Genomic DNA, 23,696 nt, shown 5'->3' with positions numbered 1-23,696 from the left:
CAATTTGCGGCGGATTCCTACCGCCGCAGCGCGTGACATTGTCTATCCTTGAAGAAATTTTTCAGTAAGAGACAGGACGTTATGCACCCTTCAGACGACAAACAGCATCCCAAGGATCAGGTAGTAAAAAGCATGGCCTATCGGCAGGGCAAGCCGGTTGGTGAGGTGACCTCCGACAACATCAGCCAGATGCTGGCGGAGCCGGAGACCTTTATCTGGCTGGGGCTATGGCAGCCAGAGGATGACTACCTGCGCCACATCCAGCGCGAGTTCGGCCTGCACGATCTGGCGATTGAGGATGCGCTGACCGCCCACCAGCGGCCCAAGATTGAGCAGTATGGCGACACCTTCTTTATCGTGGTGCAGACCGCCCAGAAGATCCGCGAGCGGATTGAGTATGGCGAGACCCACATCTTCTATGGCAAAAACTTCCTGATCACCGTGCGCCACGGCGCCTCCTCCAGCTATGCCGACGTGCGCCACCACGCCGAGCAGTGCCCGGAGCAGCTGGCGCTCGGCCCCGGCTACGGGCTGTACTGCGTACTCGACTTCGTGGTGGACAACTACCTCTCCATCGTCACTGAGTTCTCCAGCCAGTTTGACGAGATTGAGTCACGCATGTTCAAGACCGAGTTTGACCAGAAGGCGGTGCGACAGGTCTACCACCTGCGCCGCCACCTGCTCTCGCTACGCAACGCGGCGGTGCCGATGCAGGACATCTGTGGCCAGCTGCGTCACCACGACGGGCTGCTGCCGGAGGAGCTGCACGCCTACATGCGCGACGTGCAAGACCATGCCAATCAGGCGATCACCATGACCGATGACATGCGCGAGATGCTGACCAACGCCACCCACGTCAATCTGGCGCTGGTGTCGGTGCGGCAGAATGAGGTGGTACAGCGGCTGGCGGGCTGGGGGGCGATTCTGGCGATCCCGACGGTGATCTTTAGCCTCTACGGCATGAACTTCAAGGACATGCCAGAGCTGGACAGCACCCTCGGCTATCCGCTGACCATCGGCGTGACCGTGCTCGGCTGCCTGTGGCTATACCTGAAGCTGCGGCGCTCCGGTTGGCTTTGATTGACAATCTCTTGACGTAAATTGACATAAAAGTGTCATCACTCAGGTTTACCTTGTTGACGGCTAAGACCATTTCACAAGGACTGATTATGCGCTTTTCCCGCACCCTGATCGCCGGCGCGCTGCTGGCCGCCCACGCCGCCGTGGCGGCGCCAGCCCTCACCAGCCTCACCCCGATTGTTGACAGCACCACGCCAGCCGCCGATTCGGCCACCTTCGTCGCCCTTGAGTCCACCATGCTGCACACGCTGCGGCAGGCCATCCAGGGCGATGCGCCGTCACTGGCGCGCGACCAGCTGGAGAAGGCCGGGCAGACCCGTCAGGCGGACGCCAGCTGGCTGAAGGCCAGCGGCTATGACTTCGGCACGCAAGCCAACCAGCAGGCGGACATCGCGCTGCTGGAGCCGTTCAACCGCCTGTCGGCGGCGACCAAGGCGGAGAGCCTGGAGACGGTGACGCTTATCAACCGCGACGCGACGCAGGGCGAGCGCCATCAGGCGCTGGCGGATGCCGAGGGGATTGGCTACCTCTACTTCTTGGCCGACGCGATGGGGCCACGGCTGGGGCAGGCGTTCCTGACCGCCTATGACAAAGGCGAGCTGGGCAAGGCGGCGGCGCTGATCAAGGCCAGCGAGGTAAGCACTGGCGCGGCGAAGAAGCACTTCAACTATTCGCGCCCCTTCCTGCAAACCGGCAACACCATTCATCTGGTGCCGGATGACGTGGTGATTGGCGACGACCACCCCTACACCGCCGATGGCGGCGCCTTCCCGAGCGGCCACACCAACACCGGCTACACCGACGCGCTGCTGATGGCGGAGATGGTTCCGGAGCGCTTTGTCGAGCTGGTGGATCGTGGCGCGCGCTACGGCTTCTCGCGCGTGGTGCTGGGCGTGCACTACCCGCTGGACGTGATGGGCTCGCGCATGGTGGCGCAGCGCAACGTCGCCCACTACCTGAATGATCCGGCCTACCGTACGCTGTTTGAGCAGGCGAAGGCCGAGCTTCGCGGCGCGCTGGAGAAAGCGTGCGGCATGAGCCTGGCGCGCTGCGCCCAGCCGCAGGGGCATGATGACCCCTACGCCGCCCCGGCGATGCGCAGTTTCTACCGCTTCACCATGACCTATGACCTGCCGAAAACCACCGCCGCCGCCACGCCGCTGGTGGTGCCGGCTGGCGCGGAGGTGCTGCTGGAGGCCCCGCTGCCGCAGCTGAGCGCCAACCAGCGCCGCCAGCTGATGAGCCACACCGCGCTGGCGGATGGCTACCCGCTCTCCGGCGGTGAAGGCGAGCAGAACTTCTGGCAGCGTCTGAACCTGCACGACGCGGTGCTGGCCGCCCAGTAATGCCCCCGCCCCGCCGGCTTGTCGGCGGGGCGTCCTGCCCTGTCCGTTTGCCCTGCCCCTCCCCCACACTTTCTCCACGCTTTGCCTGTAAAACCGTTGGCTGGCCCGCCTGCCCGCGGCGGTGGGTCACATTTAGAAAGGATGCTAATCTATTGAGGACGAACTTTTACGTAATGCTTACGGAATACGGTCTATAACCCTTCCCCCCGCAGTTGGCATAATGCTTCACTTTTAACAGGACACCTTGGCTCTGGCATGAAATCCCATACACCTCTCTCACGGCGAAACCTTCTTCTTTTGCTGATTGCTGCCGCGCTGATCGCGGGTGGCGTCTATCTCTCACGCCACCTCTCTGGCAATGGCGCGCCCGGTGGCATGGGGCCGCCGGGCATGGGCCGGCCAGGGATGGGCGGCGGCATGGCGACGCCGGTACAGGCTGGCAGCGCGCGGCTGGCGGATGTGCCGGTCTACCTGTCGGCGCTCGGCACCGTGGTGCCGAATGCCAGCGTCACCGTCACCAGCCGGGTCGATGGTCAGCTGATGAAGGTCTACTTTACCGAGGGGCAGCAGGTGCAGGCGGGCCAGCTGCTGGCGCAGATTGACCCGCGCAGCTATCAGGCGACGCTGGACCAGTACCGCGGCCAGCTGGCGGAGAATCAGGCGCTGCTGAAGAGTGCCCAGCTGACGCTGGCGCGCTACCGCACGCTCTATAAACAGGACTCGCTGGCCCGCCAGGATCTGGATACCCAGATCGCCACCGTCGGCCAGTACCAAGGCGCAATCAAGGCCGATGAGGCGCAGATTGCCGCCGCGCAGCTCAACCTGGAGTACACGCGCATCACCGCGCCGGTCAGCGGCCGCGTCGGTTTGCGGTTGGTCGATCCCGGCAACATGGTGCACAGCAGCGACACCACCGGCATCGTCACCCTGACCCAGACCCAGCCGATTGCCGCCACCTTCAGCGTGCCGCAGGCCAGCTTGCAGACCGTGCTGAAGCCGCTGCGCGCCGGGGAAAAACTGCCAGCCACCGCCATCGACCAGGATGGCAGCAGCGTGCTGGCGCAGGGCGCGCTCAGCTTCATCAGCAACGAGATTGACACCGCCACCGGCAGCATCAAGCTGAAGGCGCTGTTCGCCAATGAGGATGAGCAGCTCTACCCGAACCAGTTCGTCAATGTTCGCCTCCAGACCGGCACCCTGAAAGATGCGGTGGTGATCCCGGCGCAGGCGTTGCAGCTCAGTAGCGACGGCGATTTCGTCTATCTGGTGAACAAGGACAACAGCGTAACCCGCAAGGCGGTGCAGAGCGGCCCGGCGTTCGGCAATGATTTCCGCGCCATCCTCTCCGGCGTCGCCGCTGGCGATCGCGTGGTGACCACCGGCATCGACCGCCTGCAAGATGGCGCGAAAGTGCGGGTGGTGGAGGCGCAGGCCACCGACACCCCCACCCCGGCCGCCGGTGGGCAGCCACCCACCGCCAGTGAGGCGCAGGCCCCGGCCGGGAAGCCAGCACCATGAACCCGTCCCGCCTGTTTATCCAGCGGCCGGTCGCCACCCTGTTGCTGATGGCCGCGATTTTGCTTTCTGGCCTGTTCGCCTACCGGATGCTCTCCACCTCGGCGCTGCCGCAGGTGGACTACCCCACCATCCAGGTGACCACCCTCTACCCCGGCGCCAGCCCGGACGTGATGGCCTCCGCCGTCACCGCGCCGCTGGAGCGCCAGCTCGGCCAGATGGCGGGCCTGAGCCAGATGTACTCCACCAGCTCCAGCGGCTCCTCGGTGATCACGCTGAAGTTCAGCCTCGATCTGTCACTCGACGTGGCGGAGCAGGAGGTGCAGGCGGCCATCAACGCGGCCAACAGCCTGCTGCCGAACGACCTGCCCAACCCGCCGACCTACAAGAAGGTCAACCCGGCGGACAGCGCGGTGATCACGTTGGCGGCCACCTCCTCCTCGCTGCCGCTGATCAAGGTGCAGGATCTGGTCAACACCCGCGTCGCGCTGAAGCTGTCGCAGATCTCCGGCGTCGGCATGGTGACGCTGGCTGGCGGCCATCAGCCTGCCATCCGCGTACAGATGAACCCACAGGCGCTGGCGGCGCACAACCTGACGTTGGAGGATGTCAACACGCTGATTGGTAACAGCAACGTCAACGGCTCCAAGGGCGGCTTCGATGGCCCTTACCACTCCATCACCATTGACGCCAACGACCAGCTGCGCACCGCCGAGGAGTACGGCAACCTGATCCTCACCTATCAGGATGGCGCGGCGCTGCGGCTGCGCGACCTCGCCACCATCACCGAGGCGGAGGAGAACAGCTTCCAGTCCGCGTGGGCCAACCGCCAGCCAGCGATTGTGATCGGCGTGCAGCGCCAGCCGGGCGCCAACGTGATTTCGGTGGTGGACAGCATCAAGCAGAAGCTGCCGCAGTTGCAGGCGGCGCTGCCGGAGGGGGTGAAGATTTCGATCCTCTCCGATCGCACCCAGACCATCCGCGCCTCCATCAGCGACGTGCAGTTTGAGCTGATGCTCTCCATCGCGCTGGTGGTCATGGTGACCTTCCTGTTCCTGCGCAACGTCGCGGCGACGCTGATCCCCAGCGTGGCGGTGCCGCTGTCGCTGGTCGGCACCTTCGGCGTGATGTATCTGGCCGGTTTCAGCCTCAACAACCTGTCGCTGATGGCACTGACCATCGCCACCGGTTTCGTGATCGATGACGCCATCGTGGTGGTGGAGAACATCTCGCGCCGGCTGGAGCAGGGCGAATCACCGATGCAGGCGGCGCTCAACGGCTCGCGGCAGATTGGCTTTACCATCATCTCGCTCACCTTCTCGCTGATTGCGGTGCTGATCCCGCTGCTGTTTATGGGCGACGTGGTGGGCCGGCTATTCCGCGAGTTCGCCATTACGCTGGCGGTGTCGATTCTGGTGTCGATGGTGGTGTCGCTGACGCTGACGCCGATGCTGTGCGCCTACCTGCTGCACCACATCCCGGAGGAGCGCCAGAGCCGCTTCTACCGCAAGGGCGGCCAGATTTTCGACCGGCTGATCGCTGGCTATGACCGCCTGCTGACGGTGGTGCTCAACCACCAGCGCCTGACGCTGCTGGTGGCGCTGGCGACCGTCGCCCTCACCGCCCTGCTCTATCTGGCGGTGCCGAAGGGCTTCTTCCCAACGCAGGACACCGGCCTGATTCAGGGCATCACCGTGGCGTCACAGGATGTGTCGTTCAAGGAGATGAGCCGCCGCCAGCAGGCGCTGGCAGACGTGGTGTTGCAGAACCCGGCGGTGGAGAGCCTCTCTTCCACGCTGGGCATTGATGGCAGCAACACCAGCCTCAACAGCGGCCGGATGCAGATCAACCTGAAGCCATTTGATGAGCGTGACGAACGCGCCGACGCGGTGATCGCCGAGCTACGGCAGGCGGTGCGGCAGGTGCCGGGCATCCAGCTCTACCTGCAATCCGCACAGGATTTGACGGTCAATGATCAGGTGACGCCGAGCCAGTACCAGTTCACGCTGGACGACGCCGATAGCGAGAATCTGGTGACCTGGACCCCGAAACTGGTGGCGGCGATGCAGGCCAACCCCGCTTTCAGCGAGGTGACCAGCAACTTGCAGGATCAGGGACAGGTGGCCTATGTCGAGCTGAACCGCGATGCGGCGGCGCGCTATGGCATCACCGCCTCGGACGTGGACACCGCGCTCTACAACGCCTTCGGCCAGCGGCTGGTTTCCACCATCTTTACCCAGTCGAACCAGTACCGCGTGGTGCTGGAGGTGGCGCCGCGCTTCCAGCAGTCGCCCGCCTCCTTCGATGACATCTATCTGGCGGCCAGCGACACCTCGGGCAGCAGTTCAAGCGACAGCAGCGCCACCAGCAGCACGGAGAGCAGCTCCACCAGCAGCACGGAGAGCACGGGCATGGTGAAACTGACCGCCATCGCCACCATCCACCAGCGCACCGGCTCACTGGTGCACGCCCGGCTGAACCAGTTCCCGGCGGTGACGTTGTCGTTCAACCTGAACGACGGCTACTCGCTGGAGCAGGCGCAGCAGGCGATTGCCGACCTGAGCGCGCAACTGAAGCTGCCGGAGAGCATCAGCCTGCGCTACCAAGGCGAAAGTTCCGCCTTCCAGAGCGCCACCGGCAACACCCTGTGGCTGATTCTGGCGGCGCTGCTCACCATGTATGTGGTGCTGGGCATTTTGTATGAGAGCTTTATCCACCCGGTGACCATCCTCTCCACCCTGCCCTCGGCGGCGGTGGGCGCGCTGCTGACGCTGCTGCTGGCTGGCACCGAGTTCAGCCTGATCGCGCTGATTGGCGTGATTCTGCTGATTGGCATCGTGAAGAAGAATGCCATCATGATGATCGACTTTGCGCTGGAGGCGGAGCAGAAGCAGCACCTGTCGCCACGTGACGCCATCCACCAAGCCTGCCTGCTGCGCTTCCGGCCGATTCTGATGACCACCATGGCAGCGCTGCTCGGCGCGCTGCCGCTGATGCTGGCGCACGGCTCCGGCGCGGAGCTGCGCCAGCCGCTGGGGCTGGTGATCGTCGGCGGGCTGGTGTTCAGTCAGGTGCTGACACTCTTCTCCACGCCGGTTATCTACCTCTACTTTGACCGGCTGGCCGAACGTGGCCGACGCTTCTGGCGCCGCAAAGGCCCGCAGGGGGCGCGATGAGTGAACCGACCGCGCGCCGCGCACGGCCGTGGAACCTGTCACGGCTGTTTATCTTCCGCCCGGTGGCGACGCTGCTGCTGACGCTGGCGATCCTGCTGCTCGGCGGGCTGGGCTACCGGCTGCTGCCGGTGGCCCCGCTGCCACAGGTGGACTTCCCGACCATCATGGTCAGCGCCAGCCTGCCGGGGGCCAGCCCGGAGACGATGGCGGCCACCGTCGCCACGCCGCTGGAGCGCGCGCTGGGGCAGATCGCGGACATCAGCGAGATGACCTCCAGCAGTTCACAAGGCTCCAGCAACATCATCCTGCAATTTGACCTCGACCGGGACATCAACGGCGCGGCACGCGATGTGCAGGGGGCGATCAATGCCGCGCGCAGCCTGCTGCCGAGCAGCATGCCGTCGCTGCCAACCTACCGCAAGGCCAACCCCTCCGAAGCACCGATCATGATGCTGGCGCTCACCTCCTCCACCCGCACCAGCGGCGAGCTGTATGATCTGGCCTCCAGCCAGATCAAGCAGAAGGTGGCGCAGGTGCAGGGCGTCGGTGAGGTGTCACTGTTCGGCAGTGCCCTGCCGGCGGTGCGCATCGACCTGGAGCCGCAGCGCCTGACCCACTTTGGCCTGTCGCTGGACAGCGTGCGCAGCGCCATCGCCAACGCCACCAGCAACCAGCCAAAGGGGATGTTGCAGGGCAGCGGCCAATCCTGGGTGGTGGACAGCAACGGCCAGCTTGATCAGGCCAAGGCGTACCGCTCGCTGGTGATCCGCTATCAGGATGGGCAGGCGGTGCGGCTGAGCGACGTGGCGAAGGTCTATGATGCGGTGGAGGACAACTACAACGTCGGCTACTACAACGGCGCGCGCGCGGTGATGCTCGGCGTCACCCGTTCGGCCGGCGCCAACATGCTCCAGACCATCGACGCCATCAAGGCGCAGATCCCGGCGCTGCGCGAGGCACTGCCGAGCGACACCGGCCTGCAAATTGTGGTGGATCGCTCGCCCAATATCCGCGCCTCGCTGCATGATACCGAGGAGACGCTGCTGATCGCGGTGCTGCTGGTGATTGCGGTGGTGTTCGTCTTCCTGCGCGACATCAAGGCGGTGATCATCCCGGCGCTGGCGTTGCCGGTGTCGCTGATTGGCACCTGCGCGCTGATGTACCTGCTCGGCTACAGCCTCGATAACCTCTCGCTGATGGCGCTGATCATCGCCACTGGCTTTGTGGTGGATGACGCCATCGTGGTGCTGGAGAACATCACCCGCTACATCGAGCAGGGGCTGGGGCCGGTGCGCGCCTCGCTGAAGGGGGCGCAGGAGGTGAGTTTCACCGTGCTGTCGATGACCCTGTCGCTGATCGCGGTGTTTCTGCCGATCCTGCTGATGGGCAGCATCGTCGGCCGGTTGTTCCGCGAGTTCGCCGTTACCCTGAGCATCTCGCTGGGCATCTCAATGCTGGTGTCGCTGAGCCTGACGCCGATGCTCTGCTCACGCCTGCTGCGCCGCAAGCCGCCGGTGGAGAAGCGCCCGCACCCGCTCTACATGGCGATTGAGCGCGCCCTCACCCGCCTACTGGCGGCCTACAGCCGTGCGCTGAACTGGGTGATGCGCCACCAGCGGCTGACGCTGTTCAGCCTGCTGCTGACCATCATGCTCAATGTCTTTTTGTATGGCGTGGTGCAGAAGGGCTTCTTCCCCAATCAGGATACCGGCCTGTTGATGGGGATGTTGCGCGCCGACCAGAGCACCTCCTTCCAGTCGATGAAGCCGAAGATGGAGGCATTTTCGAAGATGATCCAGGCCGACCCGGCGGTGGATGGCGTGATGTCATCAATGGGCAGCGGCGCGTTTGGCTCGCGCAACAGCGCCAACTTCTTTGTGCACCTCAAGGACTTTGACCAACGCGACGCCACCGCCGCCGAGGTTGCCAACCGCCTGACGATGAAGGGCATGAGCCAGCCGGGGCTGCAACTGTTCCTGATGCCAGCGCAAGACCTGCACATCGGCGGGCGCAGCGCCAACGCCTCCTACCAGTTCAGTTTGCAGGCCGATGACCTCGACACGCTGCGCACCTGGACGCCGAAGGTGCAGAAGGCGCTGGAGGCGCTGCCGCAGCTCACCAGCGTGGACAGCGACGCCCAGACCGGCGGCCAGGAGGTGATGCTGACCATCGACCGTGACGCCGCCACCCGGCTGGGCGTGGACGTCAATATGCTCGATACCATGCTGAATAATGCCTTCAGCCAGCGGCAGGTGGCAACCATCTACAAGACGCTGAACCAGTACCATGTGGTGATGAACCTCAACGCCAACTTCACCGGCGACCCGGCGATTTTGCACCAGCTGCATGTGGTGAACGATCAGGGTGACGCGGTGCCGCTGGACGCCTTCACCCGCCTGAGCGGGGCCAACGCGCCGCTGTCGGTGGCGCACCAAGGGCAGTCGGCCACCAGCACCGTGGCCTTCAACCTGGCGGATGGCGTGTCGCTGGAGCAGGCGCAGCAGGCGATTGATGAGGCGATGGCGAAGATTGGCCTGCCGGACACCATTCAGGCGGGCTTCCAGGGCACGGCGAAAGCCTTCAGCGCCCTGACCGCCAGTATGCCGTGGCTGATTTTGGCGGCGCTGGCGGCGGTTTACATCGTGCTGGGGATGCTCTATGAGAGCTACATCCACCCGCTGACCATCCTCTCCACCCTGCCCTCGGCGGGCGTCGGCGCGCTGCTGTTGCTGCTGCTGACCAACACCCAGCTGACGGTGATCGCCCTGATCGGCATTCTGCTGTTGATTGGCATCGTGAAGAAGAACGCCATCATGATGATTGACTTTGCGCTGGCGGCGGAGCGCGATCGCGGCCTGACGCCGCAGCAGGCGATCACCCAAGCCTGCCTGATGCGTTTTCGCCCGATCATGATGACCACGCTGGCCGCCTTCTTTGGCGCGCTGCCCCTGGCGCTCGGCAGCGGCGGTGACGCCGACCTGCGCAGCCCGCTGGGGATGGCGATTGCCGGTGGGTTGGCGCTGAGCCAGCTTTTGACCCTGTTTACCACCCCGGTGGTCTATCTCTACCTCGATCGCCTGAGCCGCCGCACCCGATCGGCCTGGCAACGGGTGCGCGCCCGCGGCGCGACAACTGGACATTGATTGTTATGACGAAGAATTTCGCTCCCCTTTTTCTGGCGCTGCTGCTGGCGGGCTGTACCGTCGGCCCGGACTACCAGCGCCCACCCGTCCCGATGACCGCCCAGTTCAAGGAGGCGAAGGGCTGGACGCAGGCCACGCCGCAGGACGCCGCAGCCAAGGGCGACTGGTGGGCCGGCTACCATGACCCGGTGCTCTCCAGCCTGCTGGCGCAGGTGCGTATCTCTAACCAGAACGTGGCGCAGTATGAGGCGCAGTACCGTCAGGCACAGGCGCTGGTCTCTGGCGCGCGCGCCAGTTTCTTCCCGACCGTGACCGGCACCGCGAGCAGCACCCGCAGCGCCACCTCCGGTGGCTCGCCCGGCAACAGCCATCAGGCACAGGTGGGTGCCAGCTGGGAGCTGGATCTGTGGGGCAAGCTGCGCCGCCAACTGGAGGAGGAGAGCGCCACCGCCGATGCCAGCGCCGCCGAGCTGGCGAACATCACCCTGAGCGCCCAGTCGGAGCTGGCGCAGGACTACTTCCAGATCCGCATTTTGGATCAGCAGATTGCGCTCTACCAACGCAGCGTGGCGGCCTATGAGCGCTACCTGACGGTGATTGAGAACAAGTACCGCGCTGGCAGCGAGTCACGCGGCACCCTGTCGCAGGCGCAGACCCAGCTGGAGAGCGCCCGCGCCTCGGCGCAGGATTTGCAGTGGCAGCGCGCCCAACTGGAGCACGCGGTGGCAGTGCTGATGGGCCGCCCACCGGCCACCTTCACGCTGGCCGTTGCGCCGTTGACTGCCACCCTGCCGGCCATTCCGGCCACCCTGCCCTCGCAGCTGTTGCAGCGCCGCCCGGACATCGCCTACGCCGAGCGTAGCCTGGCCGCCGCCAACGCCGCGGTGGGGGTGGCGATTGCCGGTTACTACCCGGATCTGACGCTGAGCGCCAGCGGCGGCTACAGCAGTTCGGCGCTGCATAATTTGATCTCCGCGCCGAACCGCGTTTGGTCACTTGGCCCGGAGTTGAGCGGCACCCTGCTGGATTTCGGCGCGACCCGCGCCAGTGTTGAGCAGGCGCGCGCCAGCTATGACGCCAGCGTCGCCAGCTACCGCCAGAGCGTGCTGACCGCCTTTGAGGAGGTGGAGAACTATCTGGTCAAGCTGAACACGCTGGAGGGCGAACTGGCCACCCAGCGCCGCGCCGCCGATGCCGCCGCGGAGTCCGCGCGCGTGACCTACAACCAGTACCAAGCCGGGATGATTGACTATCTGGATGTCGCCACCACCGAGGCGACGCGCCTGTCGCAGCAGCAGAGCGTGCTGTCGTTGCAGGGCGAGCAACTGGTCGCCAGCGTGCAGTTGATTGCCGCGCTGGGGGGCGGGTATGGGGGGCCTGGCTGAGGCCCGGGCAGCCAGTTTTAGGCACTGGAGAGTGCCAGTGGCCGCACTGGGGCCGGAGCAGGGCCTGCTGGCGCGCTGGCCCTGCACCACGCGGGCGTGTTTAACCTTCGGTTTGTCTCTGTCTTTGGCTTCTGTATTTTCTCTCGGCCACGCTGGGGCCGGAGCAGGGTTTCGGTTGTTTGGGTTCCTTTTTCTGCTTTGGCTCCCGAGCCTCAACCGAGCAGGGCCTGCCGGCGCGCCGGCCCTGCACCCGCGCGCGTTGGGTGAAGTGGCTAATCATTGCCCGCTCTCGCGGGTGACCCTCGTTGCGTCTCCGGGCTTTCGGGCCGGCCCAGACGCGCTCCCGGCGCGGCTGGCCCTTTCGCGGGCGTCCTGCCCGCTCACCCGGCCCTGCGACTTCACTCGGCAATGATTTAACGCCCCCACCATTGTGCAAATGCTTGGCTATATAAAGGGATGATTTAGGCATCGTGGGTGCCTGTAGCTCCGTTAGGCCGGAGACGGGTTTCGGTTGTTTGGGTTCCTCTTTCTACCTGTGCTCCCGAGCCTCAACCGAGCAGGGCCTGCCGGCGCGCCGGCCCTGCACCCGCGCGCGTTGGGGTGGAATGGCTAATCATTGCCCGCTCTCGCGGGTTCCCTCGCTGCGTCTCCGGGCTTGCGGGCCGGCCCAGACGCGCTCCCGGCGCGGCTGGCCCTTTCGCGGGCGTCCTGCCCGCTCACCCGGCCCTGCGACTCCACTCGGCAATGATTTAACGCCCCCACCTCCTCTGCAAATGCTTGGCTATGTGAGGAAAAAGTTGGGGGGATATTTGTGGGGTGTTGTGGGTGGGCATCACGGGTGCCTGTAGCCGCGCTAGGCCGGAGAAGGGTTTCGGTTGTTCGGGTTCCTCTTTCTACCTGTGCCTCGGCACCTCAACCGAGCAGGGCCTGCCGGCGCGCCGGCCCTGCACCACGCGGGCGTGTTCACCTTCGGTTTGTTTATGTCTTTTTCTGCTTTAGCTTTCGTGGCTATTTTTGGCCTCGCTGAGGCCGGAGCAGGGTTTCGGTTGTTTGGATTCATTTGTCTACCTGTACGCCTGCGCCTCAACCGAGCAGGGCCTGCCGGCGCGCCGGCCCTGCACCCGCGCGCTGGGGTGAAATGGCTAATCATTGCCCGCTCTCGCGGGTGACCCTCGTTGCGTCTCCGGGCTTGCGGGCCGGCCCAGACGCGCTCCCGGCGCGGCTGGCCCTTTCGCGGGCGTCCTGCCCGCTCACCCGGCCCTGCGACTCCACTCGGCAATGATTTAACGCCCTCACCGTTTCTGCAAATCCTTGGCTATGTAAGGAAGGAATAGGGGAGTTCGTTATATATGTGGAGTGTCGTGAGGGCATTGTTGTTGCCTGTATCCTCACTAGGCCGGAGCAGGGTTTCGGTTGTTCGGGTTCCTTTGTCTACCTGTACGCCTGCGCCTTAACCGAGCAGGGCCTGCCGGCGCGCCGGCCCTGCACCCGCGCGCGTTGGGTGCCCCGGCTAATTATTGCCCGCTACTGCGGGTTCCCTCCGTCAGCTTCCGGCCTGTCGGCAATAATTAAACGCCCCCACATCCCCTGCGCGCTGTAAGTATGTGAGGAAATAGTAGGCATCTGGTTTTATTAATATTTTAAATAATTAACTTATTATAAAAAAATTATCAACCCCTGCTTAATATAGTATTTTACAACGATTAATATCAGTCTTTCTTCTACTAAGGCATATTTAATTATGCTAATAAATAGTTGGAGAATGAGATGGCTATACCTATTTACTTGTGGCTTACCGACGACGGCGGACATCAGATAAAGGGTGGGGTTGAAATTATTGGTAGAGAACGGAGCATCGAGATTTTAGAGTACATGCACAACATTATGCTTCCCGTAGATGATTTGAATGGAAATATAACAGGAAAAAGAATACATAGCGGATTTAGCTTTGCTAAAGAGAAAGACCCTTCATCAGCCTATCTTTATCAAGCATTAACCTCAGGAAAAAGACTAAAATCAGCCGCATTCTGCTTCTATAAAATAAATGATCACGGTGAAGAAGAAGAGTATTTTAGAGTCACACTGGAAAACTCAGTCGTTTCCAACATTCACTCATATTTTCTAAACGTTAAAAATCCAAAATACTCAAAGTATTCTCACTATGATTATGTAGAATTATCTTACGAAAAGATATCCTGGCATTATCTTCAAGGGAATGTTATTTATACTGATAGTTGGAATGGAGTATAGTCATGTGGGTTTACAAAGTAAATTCGGGCATGCTTTATCATAATGGGACGTTTGTAGAAAAGGGCTATTCTGGAGCGGTAGGTTATAGGAATGACAGTAGTTTTGAATGTTTAAAAGATAAAGGCCCTATCCCAAGAGGGGAATACATTATAGGGAAACCTTTCAATCATCCCAAAACTAAAGCATATACTATGAGGTTAACGCCAGTTCATACAAACAATATGTGTGGGCGCGATGCATTTATGATACATGGCGATAGCATTAATAAACCTGGAACTGCGTCAAACGGATGTATTATTCTATCATTCTTAACCCGGAAAGAAATATGTTCAAGCAACGACACTCGCCTTCTTGTAGAGTAATATTTCTACTTAGCCTCGCCTTCATAAGCCCTGTGTTTGCTGCTGGCCCGGATTGCAGTGACATAAACCGCTGGCCGACGCAAAGCACCGCGAATAGGTTATCTGATTTTGGCATTCCTGCTGCTACCATCCAGTTTGAAAAAACCAAAACGACACTGATTGCTTCAGAAGCCATGAGCAAGTCGCAACGGGAGGCATGGCTACTCCGAGAAAATGAACGTTCGCACCAATTAGGTTTTGCCAACAGCAATAATTCTTTGGTCGATAAAAATTTCCCGAAAATTATTTATAAACAGCTCTACCGCGTAACATTTACTGATAAATCCGAGCGGCACGTTGAATTTATTATCACGACACTCGCGTCTGATGAAGAGTGCTCTATCGGCGTTGAATCTGTCGCCTTAATATCAAAAGAAATCATCTGGCCGAATTAAAAAACACCCAATGTTTATAAGTACAACGCCAACAACTCTTTCCTCACATAGCCAAGCATTTGCAGAAACGGTGGGGGCGTTAAATCATTGCCGAGTGGAGGCGCAGGGCCGGGTGAGCGGGCAGGCCCTGCTCGGTTGAGGCTCCAAGGCACAGGTAGACAAAGGAACCTAAACAACCGAAACCCTGCTCCGGCCTAAACGCGGCAACAGGCCACAGTAAGCCTCACCCACAACACCCCACAAATAAAAATCCCCCCAACTCTTTCCTCACATAGCCGAGAATTTGCAGAAACGGTGGGGGCGTTCAATTATTGCCGACGGAGGATTCCGGGCCGGGTGAGCGCACAGGGATGTGCGCGAAAGTGGCAGTCGCGCTGGGAGCGCGTCTGCCGCGGCCCGACAGCCCGGAAGCTGACGGAGGGAACCCGCGGTAGCGGGCAATAATTAGCCGAGGCACCCAAAGCGCGCGGGTGCAGGGCCGGCGCGCCGGCAGGCCCTGCTCGGTTGAGGTGCCGAGGCACAGGTAGAAAGAGGAACCCGAACAACCGAAACCCTGCTCCGGCCTAAACGCGGCAACAGGCAACAGCAAGCCTCACCCACAGCATCCCACAAATAAAAATCCCCCCAATTCTTTCCTCACATAGCCAAGAATTTGCAGAGGAGGTGGGGGCGTTCAATTATTGCCGACGGAGGATTCCGGGCCGGGTGAGCGCACAGGGATGTGCGCGAAAGTGGCAGTCGCGCTGGGAGCGCGTCTGCCGCGGCCCGACAGCCCGAAGACGCAGCGAGGGTCACCCGCGAGAGCGGGCAATGATTAGCCATTTCACCCCAAAGCGCGCGGGTGCAGGGCCGGCGCGCCGGCAGGCCCTGCTCGGTTGAGGCTCGGGAGCCAAAGCAGAAAGAGGAACCCAAACAACCGAAACCCTTCTCCGGCCTGACGAGACCACAGGCAATAATAATGCTCCCGCGACACTCCACATATATAAAGAACTCCCCTATTCCTTCCTCACATAGCCAAGCATTTGCAGAAATGGTGGGGGCGTTAAATCATTGCCGAGTGGAGTCGCAGGGCCGGGTGAGCGGGCAGGACGCCCGCGAAAGGGCCAGCCGCGCCGGGAGCGCGTCTGGGCCGGCCCGCAAGCCCGGAGACGCAGCGAGGGTCACCCGCGAGAGCGGGCAATGATTAGCCATTCCACCCAAAAGCGCGCGGGTGCAGGGCCGGCGCGCCGGCAGGCCCTGCTCGGTTGAGGCTCCGGGGCACAGGTAGAAAAAGGAACCCAAACAACCGAAACCTTGCTCCGGCCTCAGCGAAGCCGCACACAACAAAGAAGCCAAGCAGAAAAAGACATAAACAAACCGAAGGTGAACACGCCCGCGCTGGCAGGCCCTGCTCGGTTGAGGCTCCGAGGCACAGGTAGAAAAAGGAACCCAAACAACCGAAACCCGTCTCCGGCCCCAGCGGGGCTACAGGCACCCAAGAGTGCCTGAAACCTTCCCCCGCCCCCAGCGGAAGTCCAGGTATCCACCATCCCCAAACCCACCTTTACACTTATTGACAAAACGTGCCCTTTCCCCCTGGAATACCTGCGTTTTCAGGCTATTCCCGGCAGCATACTTGCAAACTCTCGATTAGGCTCTAGCTTGAAAGAGTCACTTTTATTGGCGCAGCGGTTTGCTGCCATAACATGATGAGACCTATGAACAGCGATAAAAATAACGCGTCACAGGACGCATCTGCACCGGAGGAGTCCGGGCATCGGGATAACGCCCAGCATCAACACGATAATGGGCAGGGCAAACAGGAAAAACAGGACAACCAGAAAGGATCGGGTAACGATCAGGATAAACAGGACGATAAGGAGGGCGGCAAGCGCAAAGGCCCCGGCAAGAAGCCGCTGATTATCCTCGGCGTGGTGGTGGTGGTGATTGTCATCGTCGCGCTGATCTCCTGGTTCCTGACACGTAACCAGGAGACCACCGATGACGCCTTCACCGAGGGCGACGCGGTGACCATCGCGCCAAAAGTGGCTGGCTATGTCACGGATCTGGCGGTCAACGACAACCAGCTGGTGAAAAAAGGCCAACTGCTGGTGAAGATTGACCCGCGTGACGCCGTTGCGGAGCGTGACCGCGCGCAGGCGCAGCTCGGCACGGCGCTGTCGCAACTGCACCAGTCGCAGGTGCAACTGGATCTGGCGAAAGTGCAGTATCCGGCGCAACTGGCACAGGCCAAAGCGCAACAGGCGCAGGCAGAGGCCAATCTGGTCAACGCGCAGGCGGATTATAAACGCCAGCGTGGCGTTGACCCGCGTGCCACGACCCAACGCAACATCGATGCCGCCAATGCGCAGCTGCGATCCGCCGCCGCGCAACTGGAGAACGCCAAGGCGCAGGTACAGGTGGCATCACAGGTGCAGTTGCAGATCCGCCAGGCTCAGGCCAACGTCGAGGCGGCCCAGCAGCAGGTCGAGCAGGCGAAGGCCCAGCTGGAAACCGCCAACCTTAACCTCTCCTACACCGAGGTGCGCGCGCCCTTTGATGGCTACGTCACCAAACGCAATGTCCAGCTCGGCACGCTGGTACAGGCCGGATCCTCGCTGTTCTCGCTGGTCTCGCCCAACATCTGGGTCACCGCCAACTTCAAGGAGTCCCAACTTGAGCGGATGAACCCCGGCGACAAAGTGGAAGTCAGCATCGATGCCTACCCGGATATCGAACTGCATGGCCACATCGACAGCATCCAGCAGGGGTCGGGATCGCGCTTCTCCACCTTCCCGGCGGAAAACGCCACCGGCAACTATGTGAAAATTGTCCAGCGCGTGCCGGTGAAAATCGTTATCGACAGTGGGCTGAACCCCAACCAGCCGCTGCCGCTTGGCCTGTCGGTGGTGCCTAAGGTCACGGTGGAATGAGCAACGATCGTCAATGGCAACCCGCCAGCAACCCATGGGCGGTGGCGGTGGTGGTGACGCTGGCGGTGTTCATGGAGATCCTGGACACCACCATCGTCAACGTGGCGCTACCCCACGTCGCCGGCTCACTCTCCTCCAGCTATGATGAGTCCACCTGGGTACTCACCTCCTATCTGGTGGCGAACGGCATCGTGCTGCCCATCTCGGCCTTCCTGAGCCGGGTGTTCGGCCGCAAGACCTACTTCCTGATCTGCATCACCATGTTCACCGTCAGCTCCTTCCTGTGCGGCATCGCCACCGAACTGTGGCAGATGATCCTGTTTCGCGTCATGCAGGGCTTCTTCGGCGGCGGGCTGCAACCGGTGCAGCAGTCAGTCTTGCTGGATTACTTCAAGCCAGCCGATCGCGGCAAGGCGTTCGGCCTCTCCTCCATCGCCATCATCGTCGCGCCGGTGGTTGGCCCGACGCTCGGCGGCTGGATCACCGATCACTACAGCTGGCGCTGGGTCTTTTTGATCAACATCCCGGTCGGCATCCTGACGGTGCTGGCGGTGATGCAACTGCTGGAAGATCCGCCGTGGGAGAAGAAAGTCGAGAGCAAGAAGCTGAGCATCGACTACATCGGCATCGGGTTAATCGCCCTCGGCCTCGGCTGTTTGCAGGTGATGCTCGACCGCGGCGAGGATGATGACTGGTTCCAGTCCAGCTTTATCGTGCTGTTCGCCACGCTGGCGGTGATCGGCATCGTCGGCGCTGTCTACTGGCTGTTCTACGCCAAACGGCCGGTGGTGGATCTGCGCTGCCTGCTTGACCGCAACTTCGCGGTCGCCAGCCTGCTGATGGCTGGCATGGCGATGATCCTCTACGGCAGCTCGGTACTGATGCCACAACTGGCGCAGCAGCAACTGGGCTACACCGCCACCCTCTCCGGGCTGGTGATGTCGCCGGGGGCGATATTGATTGTGCTGTCGATCCCGCTGGTGCTGAAGCTGATGCCGATCATACAGACGCGGATCATCATCGCCTTCGGCTTCTTCCTGCTGCTGATGTCATTCGTCTACTCCAGCCATCTGGTGCCGAATGTCGATTTCGAAACCATGGTGCTGATGCGCAGCGCGCAGTCTATCGGGCTGGGCTTCCTGTTCGTGCCGCTGACCACCATCGCCTTTGTGACGCTGTCACCAAAATTGAACGCCGATGGCGCGGCGCTGTTCACCATGTTCCGTAACGTGGCCGGGTCGATCGGCATTTCGTTGGCGACGGCGGCGATCACCGAGCGGTCGCAGGCGCACAGCGCCCATATGGTCAGCCACATGACGCCGCTGGATGAGCAGTTCCGGCAGGCGGTGCAGCAGGGCGCGGAGGCGATCCGCAACTTTACCGGGCTGGCGGGCGACCCAACGTCGCTGGCGACCGGCCAGCTTTACCAAGAGATGATCAGCCAGACCCGCATTTTGGCCTACAACGACGTGTTTATGCTGTGCGGGCTGATGTCGCTGATCATGATTCCACTCTGTTTTTTGCTTTCGCCGATCAAGAGCGAAGGCAGTGCGGGAGGGCACTGACATGGCTGTCTCTACTCTTTACTCCCTGCGGGCGCCCTTCCGCCTGCGGGCCACAGTACTCCTGACGGCGCTGGCGCTGGCAGGGTGCGCGGTCGGGCCGGACTACCAGCCGCCACGCGCCCAGACGCCCACCGCCTTCAAGGATGTGCAGACCCCGACACAGGCCAGCTCGAAGGCGCTGGCCGCCTCCCCTGACCCGGCGTGGTGGCGCAACTTCCGCGACCCACAGCTCGATAGCCTGATCGCGCGCGCCATCAATGGCAACCTGACGCTGCAACAGACGGTGCTACGCATTGCGGGCGCGCGTGAGCAGGTGACGCAGGCGCAGGGGGCGTTCTTCCCCTCGGTGAATGCCAATGCCAGCGTCAACCGCCAACAGCTGGGGCTGGAGGGCATTTTGAAGGCGCACGACGTGCGCGGCCAGCTGGAGGAGAATGAACCCGGCTCCGGCGAGATCCTCGACAGCGCCACCCAGCCGGTGACGCTGTTCCAGGGCGGCTTTGACGCCTCCTGGGAACTGGATCTGTTCGGCAAGACCCGCCGCTCGGTGGAGGCCGCCGACGCCCAGCGTCAGGCCAGCATTGAGCGGCGCAATGACGCGCTGGTGTCGCTGGAGGCGGAGGTGGCACGCACCTACCTGCAACTGCGCGGCGCCCAGAGCGTGTTGCAGACGTTGCAAACCCAGATCGACATCGCCCAGCAGACGGTGGAACTGACCCAGAGTCAGGCGCAGAACGGACTGGCGCCACAGCAGGACGTGGAGAACGCGGGCGCGCAGCTGACTTCGTTGCAATCCCAGTTGCCGACCTACCAGTCCCAGACACAGCAGGCGATGAATGCGCTGGCAGTGCTGGTCGGCCAGCCGCCGGGCGCGCTGGATCGTGAGTTGCAGGCCACCAAGGCGCTGCCGGCCATCCCTGCCGTGGTGGCGGTCGGCGTACCGGCCGAACTGGCGCGCCGCCGCCCGGATGTGCGACAGGCGGAAGCCTCACTGCACGCCGCCACCGCCGAGATTGGCGTCTCGGTGGCGCAGCTATTCCCCAGCCTGTCGCTGACTGGTCAGATCGGGATGCGCAACACCGACACCGACTACCTGACCGACTGGAGCAGCCACTTCTACGCCTACGGGCCGCAGATCTCGCTGCCGATCTTCCAGGGCGGGCAGTTGGTCTCCAGTGTGCGGCTGGCGCGGGCGCAGCAGGCCAGCGCGGCGCTGGAGTACCGCCAGACGGTGCTGACCGCGTTGCAGGATGTGGAGAATGCGCTGGTGAGCTACCGCACCGATCAGGATCGCACCGAGCGACTGGAGCGTACCGCCAGCTCGTTGCAGAACGCCTACGACCTGTCACGCGAGAGCTACCGGCAGGGCATCACCACCTTCATCAACGTGCTGGATGCCCAGCGGCAACTGGCGCAGGCGCGCCAGCAGGCCACCGAAGCGCACGTGCGCACCAGCACCGATCTGGTGGCGCTCTACAAGGCGCTCGGCGGTGGCTGGCAGCCCTACCAGAGCATCAACCCTACCCAGTATTCGGTGTTTGGCCCAGCCGTCACCGTTCCCTGATCCCAGCGCCCTGCGGGGCGCTGTTCCCTCCCCCACGCCCCTCTCCCCGGCTGAAAAGTGAAATTGTGACTGCTTTTTAAACAATTGCGCGACGAAAGCATTTTATGTCACTTCGAAAAAAATCCTTACATCTCTTTGTGTTAATCATGCTTTAAAGAAATCACACCATTTCACTTTTCACTTTTTTGTTGAAAAAAGTTTCGATTTCATGAAAATCACTGATGCGTTCCCATGCAGACCCTGCTGACTGGCCACCTATAAGCGCCAGCGGCGTCACTGCGCATCGCCTGCGAACGCCTTTCCTACTCACAGCAGCCGCTGCCCTGCGCCCCACTCCGGCGCGGGGATCTGACCTTTTTCCTGCCTGGTGCAGGGACATGCTTTTGGGATCGCTATGTTGCCTCAATGCCACTTCAATTTGTTACGCGCGCGTGTTGCGCCCCTGCTCCTTCTTGCGCCGTTCAGCGCGCTGGCCGCTGGCCACGGCGTCGAGGCGCGCAATGACGCGATGGGCGGCGTCGGCGTCGCCTCCTCACTCTACGGCTCGGCCGTGCTCGCCAACCCGGCGCTGATGACCCACGCCGCGGAAGGCGCTGGGGTCAGCGTGATCCTGCCCGCGGTGGGGGTGCAACTCACCGACGGCGACCATACGCTCGACAAGATTGACCAGATCCCCGATGCGATTGACCGCTTTCGCACCGGGGTGACCGACTACGCCAGCCTGCGTGGCGCGGCGGGCAGCCTCGCCAGCCAGTTGCGCGACGTACAGGGCAATCGCGCCTGGGGCCACGCCGGCGCGGCGCTGGCGGTCACCCTGCCCGACGACGAGTGGCCGATGGCGCTGGTGGTGAATGCCTACGGCAGCGCCCGCGTCACTGCCGAGATCAATCAGGGCGACATCGACTACCTGCAACAGATTGCCGATGGCCGCCGCCTGCCACGGCCCGGCGATCAGGATCAGCTCACCTCACGCGGCCACGGGCTGGCGGCGCTGGTGACGGATTACGGCGTGGCGCTGGCGCACCCCTTCCGCGTCGGTGGGATGCCGGTGTCGTTCGGTATCACGCCCAAGATCCAGCACACCGCGCTGTTCAACTATGACCGCGCAATCTACGACTACGACAAGTCAGACCTGACCAGCGGCCGCTACCAGCGTAACCAGACCGGCTTCAACCTCGATGCGGGCCTTAGCGCCCAGCTGGGTCGCGACTGGACGCTCGGGCTGAGCGCCCGCAATTTGGTGCCGCGTGACCTCGACACCAAGGAGGTGGAGGGCCGCCGCGACACCTACCGCATCCGCCCGCTGGTGACCAGCGGCGTGGCCTGGCAGCATGAGCGTTTGACCGCCGCACTGGACGTCGATCTGACGCCTGACAGCCGCTTCCGCTCCGAGGGCAAACGCCAGTATGCCGGTGCGGGCGTCGAGTACCGGGCGCGCGAGTGGCTGCAACTGCGTGCTGGCTACCGCGCCGATATGCGCTCTACCGACGTCAATGTGGTCACTGCCGGTGTCGGCCTCTCCCCCAGCCCGCGCGTGCGGCTCGATCTGGCTGGCATGGCCGGTGAGGAGCGCACCTGGGGGGCGGTGGCGCAGTTGAGTTTGACCTTCTAAGGAGATTCCTGTTTTGCCGCTGCCCGGCGGCAAAACCTCCCCTTTTCCCGTAATTGCTCCTAAACTCCTCTTATGGATAAAGAAAAAGAACTGAAACGCAGCAAGCGTAACGCCCTGCTGCTGCTGTTGGCGGCTGCCGCCATCTTCCTCGTCACCCTGTTCCTGCCGCGTAACCTGTGGGTAGACGGCGTCAAGGCCGTGTCAGAGGCAGCAATGGTGGGTGCGCTGGCGGACTGGTTCGCCGTGGTGGCGCTGTTCCGCCGGGTGCCGCTGCCGCTGGTGGGCGCACACACCGCCATCATCCCGCGTAATAAAGCCAAGATTGCCGATAATCTGGCGCTGTTCGTGCAGGAGAAATTCCTTGACGCCAACTCGCTGGTCGGGCTGATCCGCCGCTACAACCCGGCGGGGATGTTGGCCAGCTGGCTGAATGCCCCCGGCAATGCCGACCGCATCGCCAACTATCTGGTGCGGCTGCTGCGCGGCCTGTTCGAGATGACCGATGACGTGCGCATCCAGCGCTTCTTGAAGAAGGCGTTGTTCACCCTGATTGATAAGCTTGACCTGACCAGCTCGGTCGCTGGCATTCTGGAGAGCATGACCAAAGAGGGCCGCCATCAGGAGCTGCTCGACAGCGCGGTGAGCCAGCTGATTCGCACACTGCAACAGCCCAACACCCGCGCCACCCTGTCACGCCAGATTGTGCGCTGGGTGAAGCGCGAGCACCCGATCAAGGAGAAGATCCTGCCGACCGAGTGGCTGGGCGAGCATGGCGCGGAGATGATCGCCAACGCCGTCGGCACGGTACTGGATGAGGTGAGCGCCGATCGCGGCCACGCGCTGCGGGTGCGCTTTGATCTGGCGGTCGCCGGGTTCATTGAGCGCCTGAAGCACGATCCATCGATGGCGCAGCGGGCGGAGGAGATCAAGGAGTACCTGAAGAGTGACGAGACGCTGAGCACCTATGTCCGGGCGCTGTGGGGCGACCTGCGTGAGTGGATGCGCGCGGATCTGGAGAAACCGGACTCGCTGCTGCAACAGAAGATGCGCGACGCTGGCCGCTGGGTGGGCGAGACGCTGGCACAGGATGAGAACCTGCGTAACTCCCTCAACCGCCAGCTGGAGCAGGCCGCCGGTAAGATGGCGCCCGATTTTGCGGCCTTCCTGACGCAGCACATCAGCGACACGGTGAAGAGTTGGGATGAGCGCGAGATGTCGCGCCAGATTGAGTTGAACATCGGCAAGGATCTGCAATTTATCCGCATCAACGGCACGCTGGTCGGTGCCTGCATCGGCCTGCTGCTCTACCTCTTCTCGCTGCTGCCGCTGCTGTTGCGCTAAGGCAGGCGCGC

At 62.4% G+C, this 23,696-nt stretch carries 14 protein-coding genes; all 14 read left to right on the top strand.

Features of this window, described 5'->3' with window-relative positions:
- The first annotated feature begins 81 nt into the window (after positions 1–81).
- Positions 82–1,080 carry a magnesium and cobalt transport protein CorA gene (locus ACK3SD_RS06385; protein ID WP_137762758.1) on the top strand — a complete coding sequence of 333 codons (999 nt, stop codon included), beginning with the start codon at positions 82–84 and terminating at the stop codon, positions 1,078–1,080.
- Positions 1,081–1,169: 89 nt separating this feature from the next.
- Entirely contained in the window at positions 1,170–2,426 is a 1,257-nt protein-coding gene (locus ACK3SD_RS06380) for an acid phosphatase (protein WP_481127153.1), read from the top strand.
- 255 nt (positions 2,427–2,681) lie between these two features.
- Complete coding sequence (locus tag ACK3SD_RS06375) at positions 2,682–3,944, top strand: MdtA/MuxA family multidrug efflux RND transporter periplasmic adaptor subunit (RefSeq protein ID WP_481127152.1); 1,263 nt, start codon at positions 2,682–2,684, stop codon at positions 3,942–3,944.
- Positions 3,941–7,117 carry a multidrug efflux RND transporter permease subunit gene (locus ACK3SD_RS06370; RefSeq protein WP_481127151.1) on the top strand — a complete coding sequence of 1,059 codons (3,177 nt, stop codon included), beginning with the start codon at positions 3,941–3,943 and terminating at the stop codon, positions 7,115–7,117. The genes ACK3SD_RS06375 and ACK3SD_RS06370 overlap by 4 nt, the downstream gene beginning before the upstream one ends.
- Complete coding sequence (locus ACK3SD_RS06365) at positions 7,114–10,260, top strand: multidrug efflux RND transporter permease subunit (protein ID WP_481127150.1); 3,147 nt, start codon at positions 7,114–7,116, stop codon at positions 10,258–10,260. The genes ACK3SD_RS06370 and ACK3SD_RS06365 overlap by 4 nt, the downstream gene beginning before the upstream one ends.
- Positions 10,261–10,265: 5 nt before the next feature.
- Positions 10,266–11,645: an efflux transporter outer membrane subunit gene (locus ACK3SD_RS06360; RefSeq protein ID WP_481127149.1), complete on the top strand. Its 1,380-nt coding sequence runs from the start codon at positions 10,266–10,268 to the stop codon at positions 11,643–11,645.
- 1,767 nt (positions 11,646–13,412) lie between these two features.
- Positions 13,413–13,895, top strand: a complete 483-nt coding sequence (tssD, locus tag ACK3SD_RS06355; protein WP_481127148.1) for a type VI secretion system tube protein TssD — start codon at positions 13,413–13,415, stop codon at positions 13,893–13,895.
- Between the two features lie 2 nt (positions 13,896–13,897).
- Positions 13,898–14,257 (top strand): tlde1 domain-containing protein, encoded by a 360-nt coding sequence (locus tag ACK3SD_RS06350; protein WP_481127147.1) that lies wholly within the window; start codon positions 13,898–13,900, stop codon positions 14,255–14,257.
- Positions 14,221–14,691: a hypothetical protein gene (locus tag ACK3SD_RS06345; protein ID WP_481127146.1), complete on the top strand. Its 471-nt coding sequence runs from the start codon at positions 14,221–14,223 to the stop codon at positions 14,689–14,691. The genes ACK3SD_RS06350 and ACK3SD_RS06345 overlap by 37 nt, the downstream gene beginning before the upstream one ends.
- 1,697 nt (positions 14,692–16,388) lie before the next feature.
- On the top strand, positions 16,389–17,603 hold the full coding sequence (locus ACK3SD_RS06340) for an HlyD family secretion protein (RefSeq protein ID WP_481127145.1): 1,215 nt from the start codon (positions 16,389–16,391) through the stop codon (positions 17,601–17,603).
- Positions 17,600–19,168 (top strand): DHA2 family efflux MFS transporter permease subunit, encoded by a 1,569-nt coding sequence (locus ACK3SD_RS06335; RefSeq protein ID WP_481127144.1) that lies wholly within the window; start codon positions 17,600–17,602, stop codon positions 19,166–19,168. The genes ACK3SD_RS06340 and ACK3SD_RS06335 overlap by 4 nt, the downstream gene beginning before the upstream one ends.
- A 1-nt stretch (position 19,169) precedes the next feature.
- Complete coding sequence (locus tag ACK3SD_RS06330) at positions 19,170–20,732, top strand: efflux transporter outer membrane subunit (RefSeq protein WP_481127143.1); 1,563 nt, start codon at positions 19,170–19,172, stop codon at positions 20,730–20,732.
- A gap of 394 nt (positions 20,733–21,126) precedes the next feature.
- Positions 21,127–22,344, top strand: a complete 1,218-nt coding sequence (locus tag ACK3SD_RS06325; RefSeq protein WP_481127142.1) for a conjugal transfer protein TraF — start codon at positions 21,127–21,129, stop codon at positions 22,342–22,344.
- A 72-nt stretch (positions 22,345–22,416) separates the two neighbouring features.
- The gene (locus ACK3SD_RS06320) at positions 22,417–23,685 is read left to right on the top strand and encodes a DUF445 domain-containing protein (RefSeq protein WP_481127141.1); all 1,269 of its coding nucleotides are present in this window, start codon (positions 22,417–22,419) and stop codon (positions 23,683–23,685) included.
- Positions 23,686–23,696 lie beyond the last annotated feature (11 nt).

It is taken from the genome of Chimaeribacter sp. YP20170169 (genome assembly GCF_056739715.1).
This window is presented reverse-complemented; position numbering and strand designations above follow the sequence as displayed.

Coding starts and splice junctions, on each gene's coding strand:
- ACK3SD_RS06335 (WP_481127144.1), top strand. CDS start 17,600: ATGAGCAACGATCGTCAATGGCAACCCGCCAGCAACCCATGGGCGGTG.
- ACK3SD_RS06345 (WP_481127146.1), top strand. CDS start 14,221: ATGTTCAAGCAACGACACTCGCCTTCTTGTAGAGTAATATTTCTACTT.
- ACK3SD_RS06360 (WP_481127149.1), top strand. CDS start 10,266: ATGACGAAGAATTTCGCTCCCCTTTTTCTGGCGCTGCTGCTGGCGGGC.
- ACK3SD_RS06325 (WP_481127142.1), top strand. CDS start 21,127: ATGTTGCCTCAATGCCACTTCAATTTGTTACGCGCGCGTGTTGCGCCC.
- ACK3SD_RS06365 (WP_481127150.1), top strand. CDS start 7,114: ATGAGTGAACCGACCGCGCGCCGCGCACGGCCGTGGAACCTGTCACGG.
- ACK3SD_RS06370 (WP_481127151.1), top strand. CDS start 3,941: ATGAACCCGTCCCGCCTGTTTATCCAGCGGCCGGTCGCCACCCTGTTG.
- ACK3SD_RS06330 (WP_481127143.1), top strand. CDS start 19,170: ATGGCTGTCTCTACTCTTTACTCCCTGCGGGCGCCCTTCCGCCTGCGG.
- ACK3SD_RS06380 (WP_481127153.1), top strand. CDS start 1,170: ATGCGCTTTTCCCGCACCCTGATCGCCGGCGCGCTGCTGGCCGCCCAC.
- ACK3SD_RS06385 (WP_137762758.1), top strand. CDS start 82: ATGCACCCTTCAGACGACAAACAGCATCCCAAGGATCAGGTAGTAAAA.
- ACK3SD_RS06375 (WP_481127152.1), top strand. CDS start 2,682: ATGAAATCCCATACACCTCTCTCACGGCGAAACCTTCTTCTTTTGCTG.
- ACK3SD_RS06340 (WP_481127145.1), top strand. CDS start 16,389: ATGAACAGCGATAAAAATAACGCGTCACAGGACGCATCTGCACCGGAG.
- ACK3SD_RS06350 (WP_481127147.1), top strand. CDS start 13,898: ATGTGGGTTTACAAAGTAAATTCGGGCATGCTTTATCATAATGGGACG.
- tssD (WP_481127148.1), top strand. CDS start 13,413: ATGGCTATACCTATTTACTTGTGGCTTACCGACGACGGCGGACATCAG.
- ACK3SD_RS06320 (WP_481127141.1), top strand. CDS start 22,417: ATGGATAAAGAAAAAGAACTGAAACGCAGCAAGCGTAACGCCCTGCTG.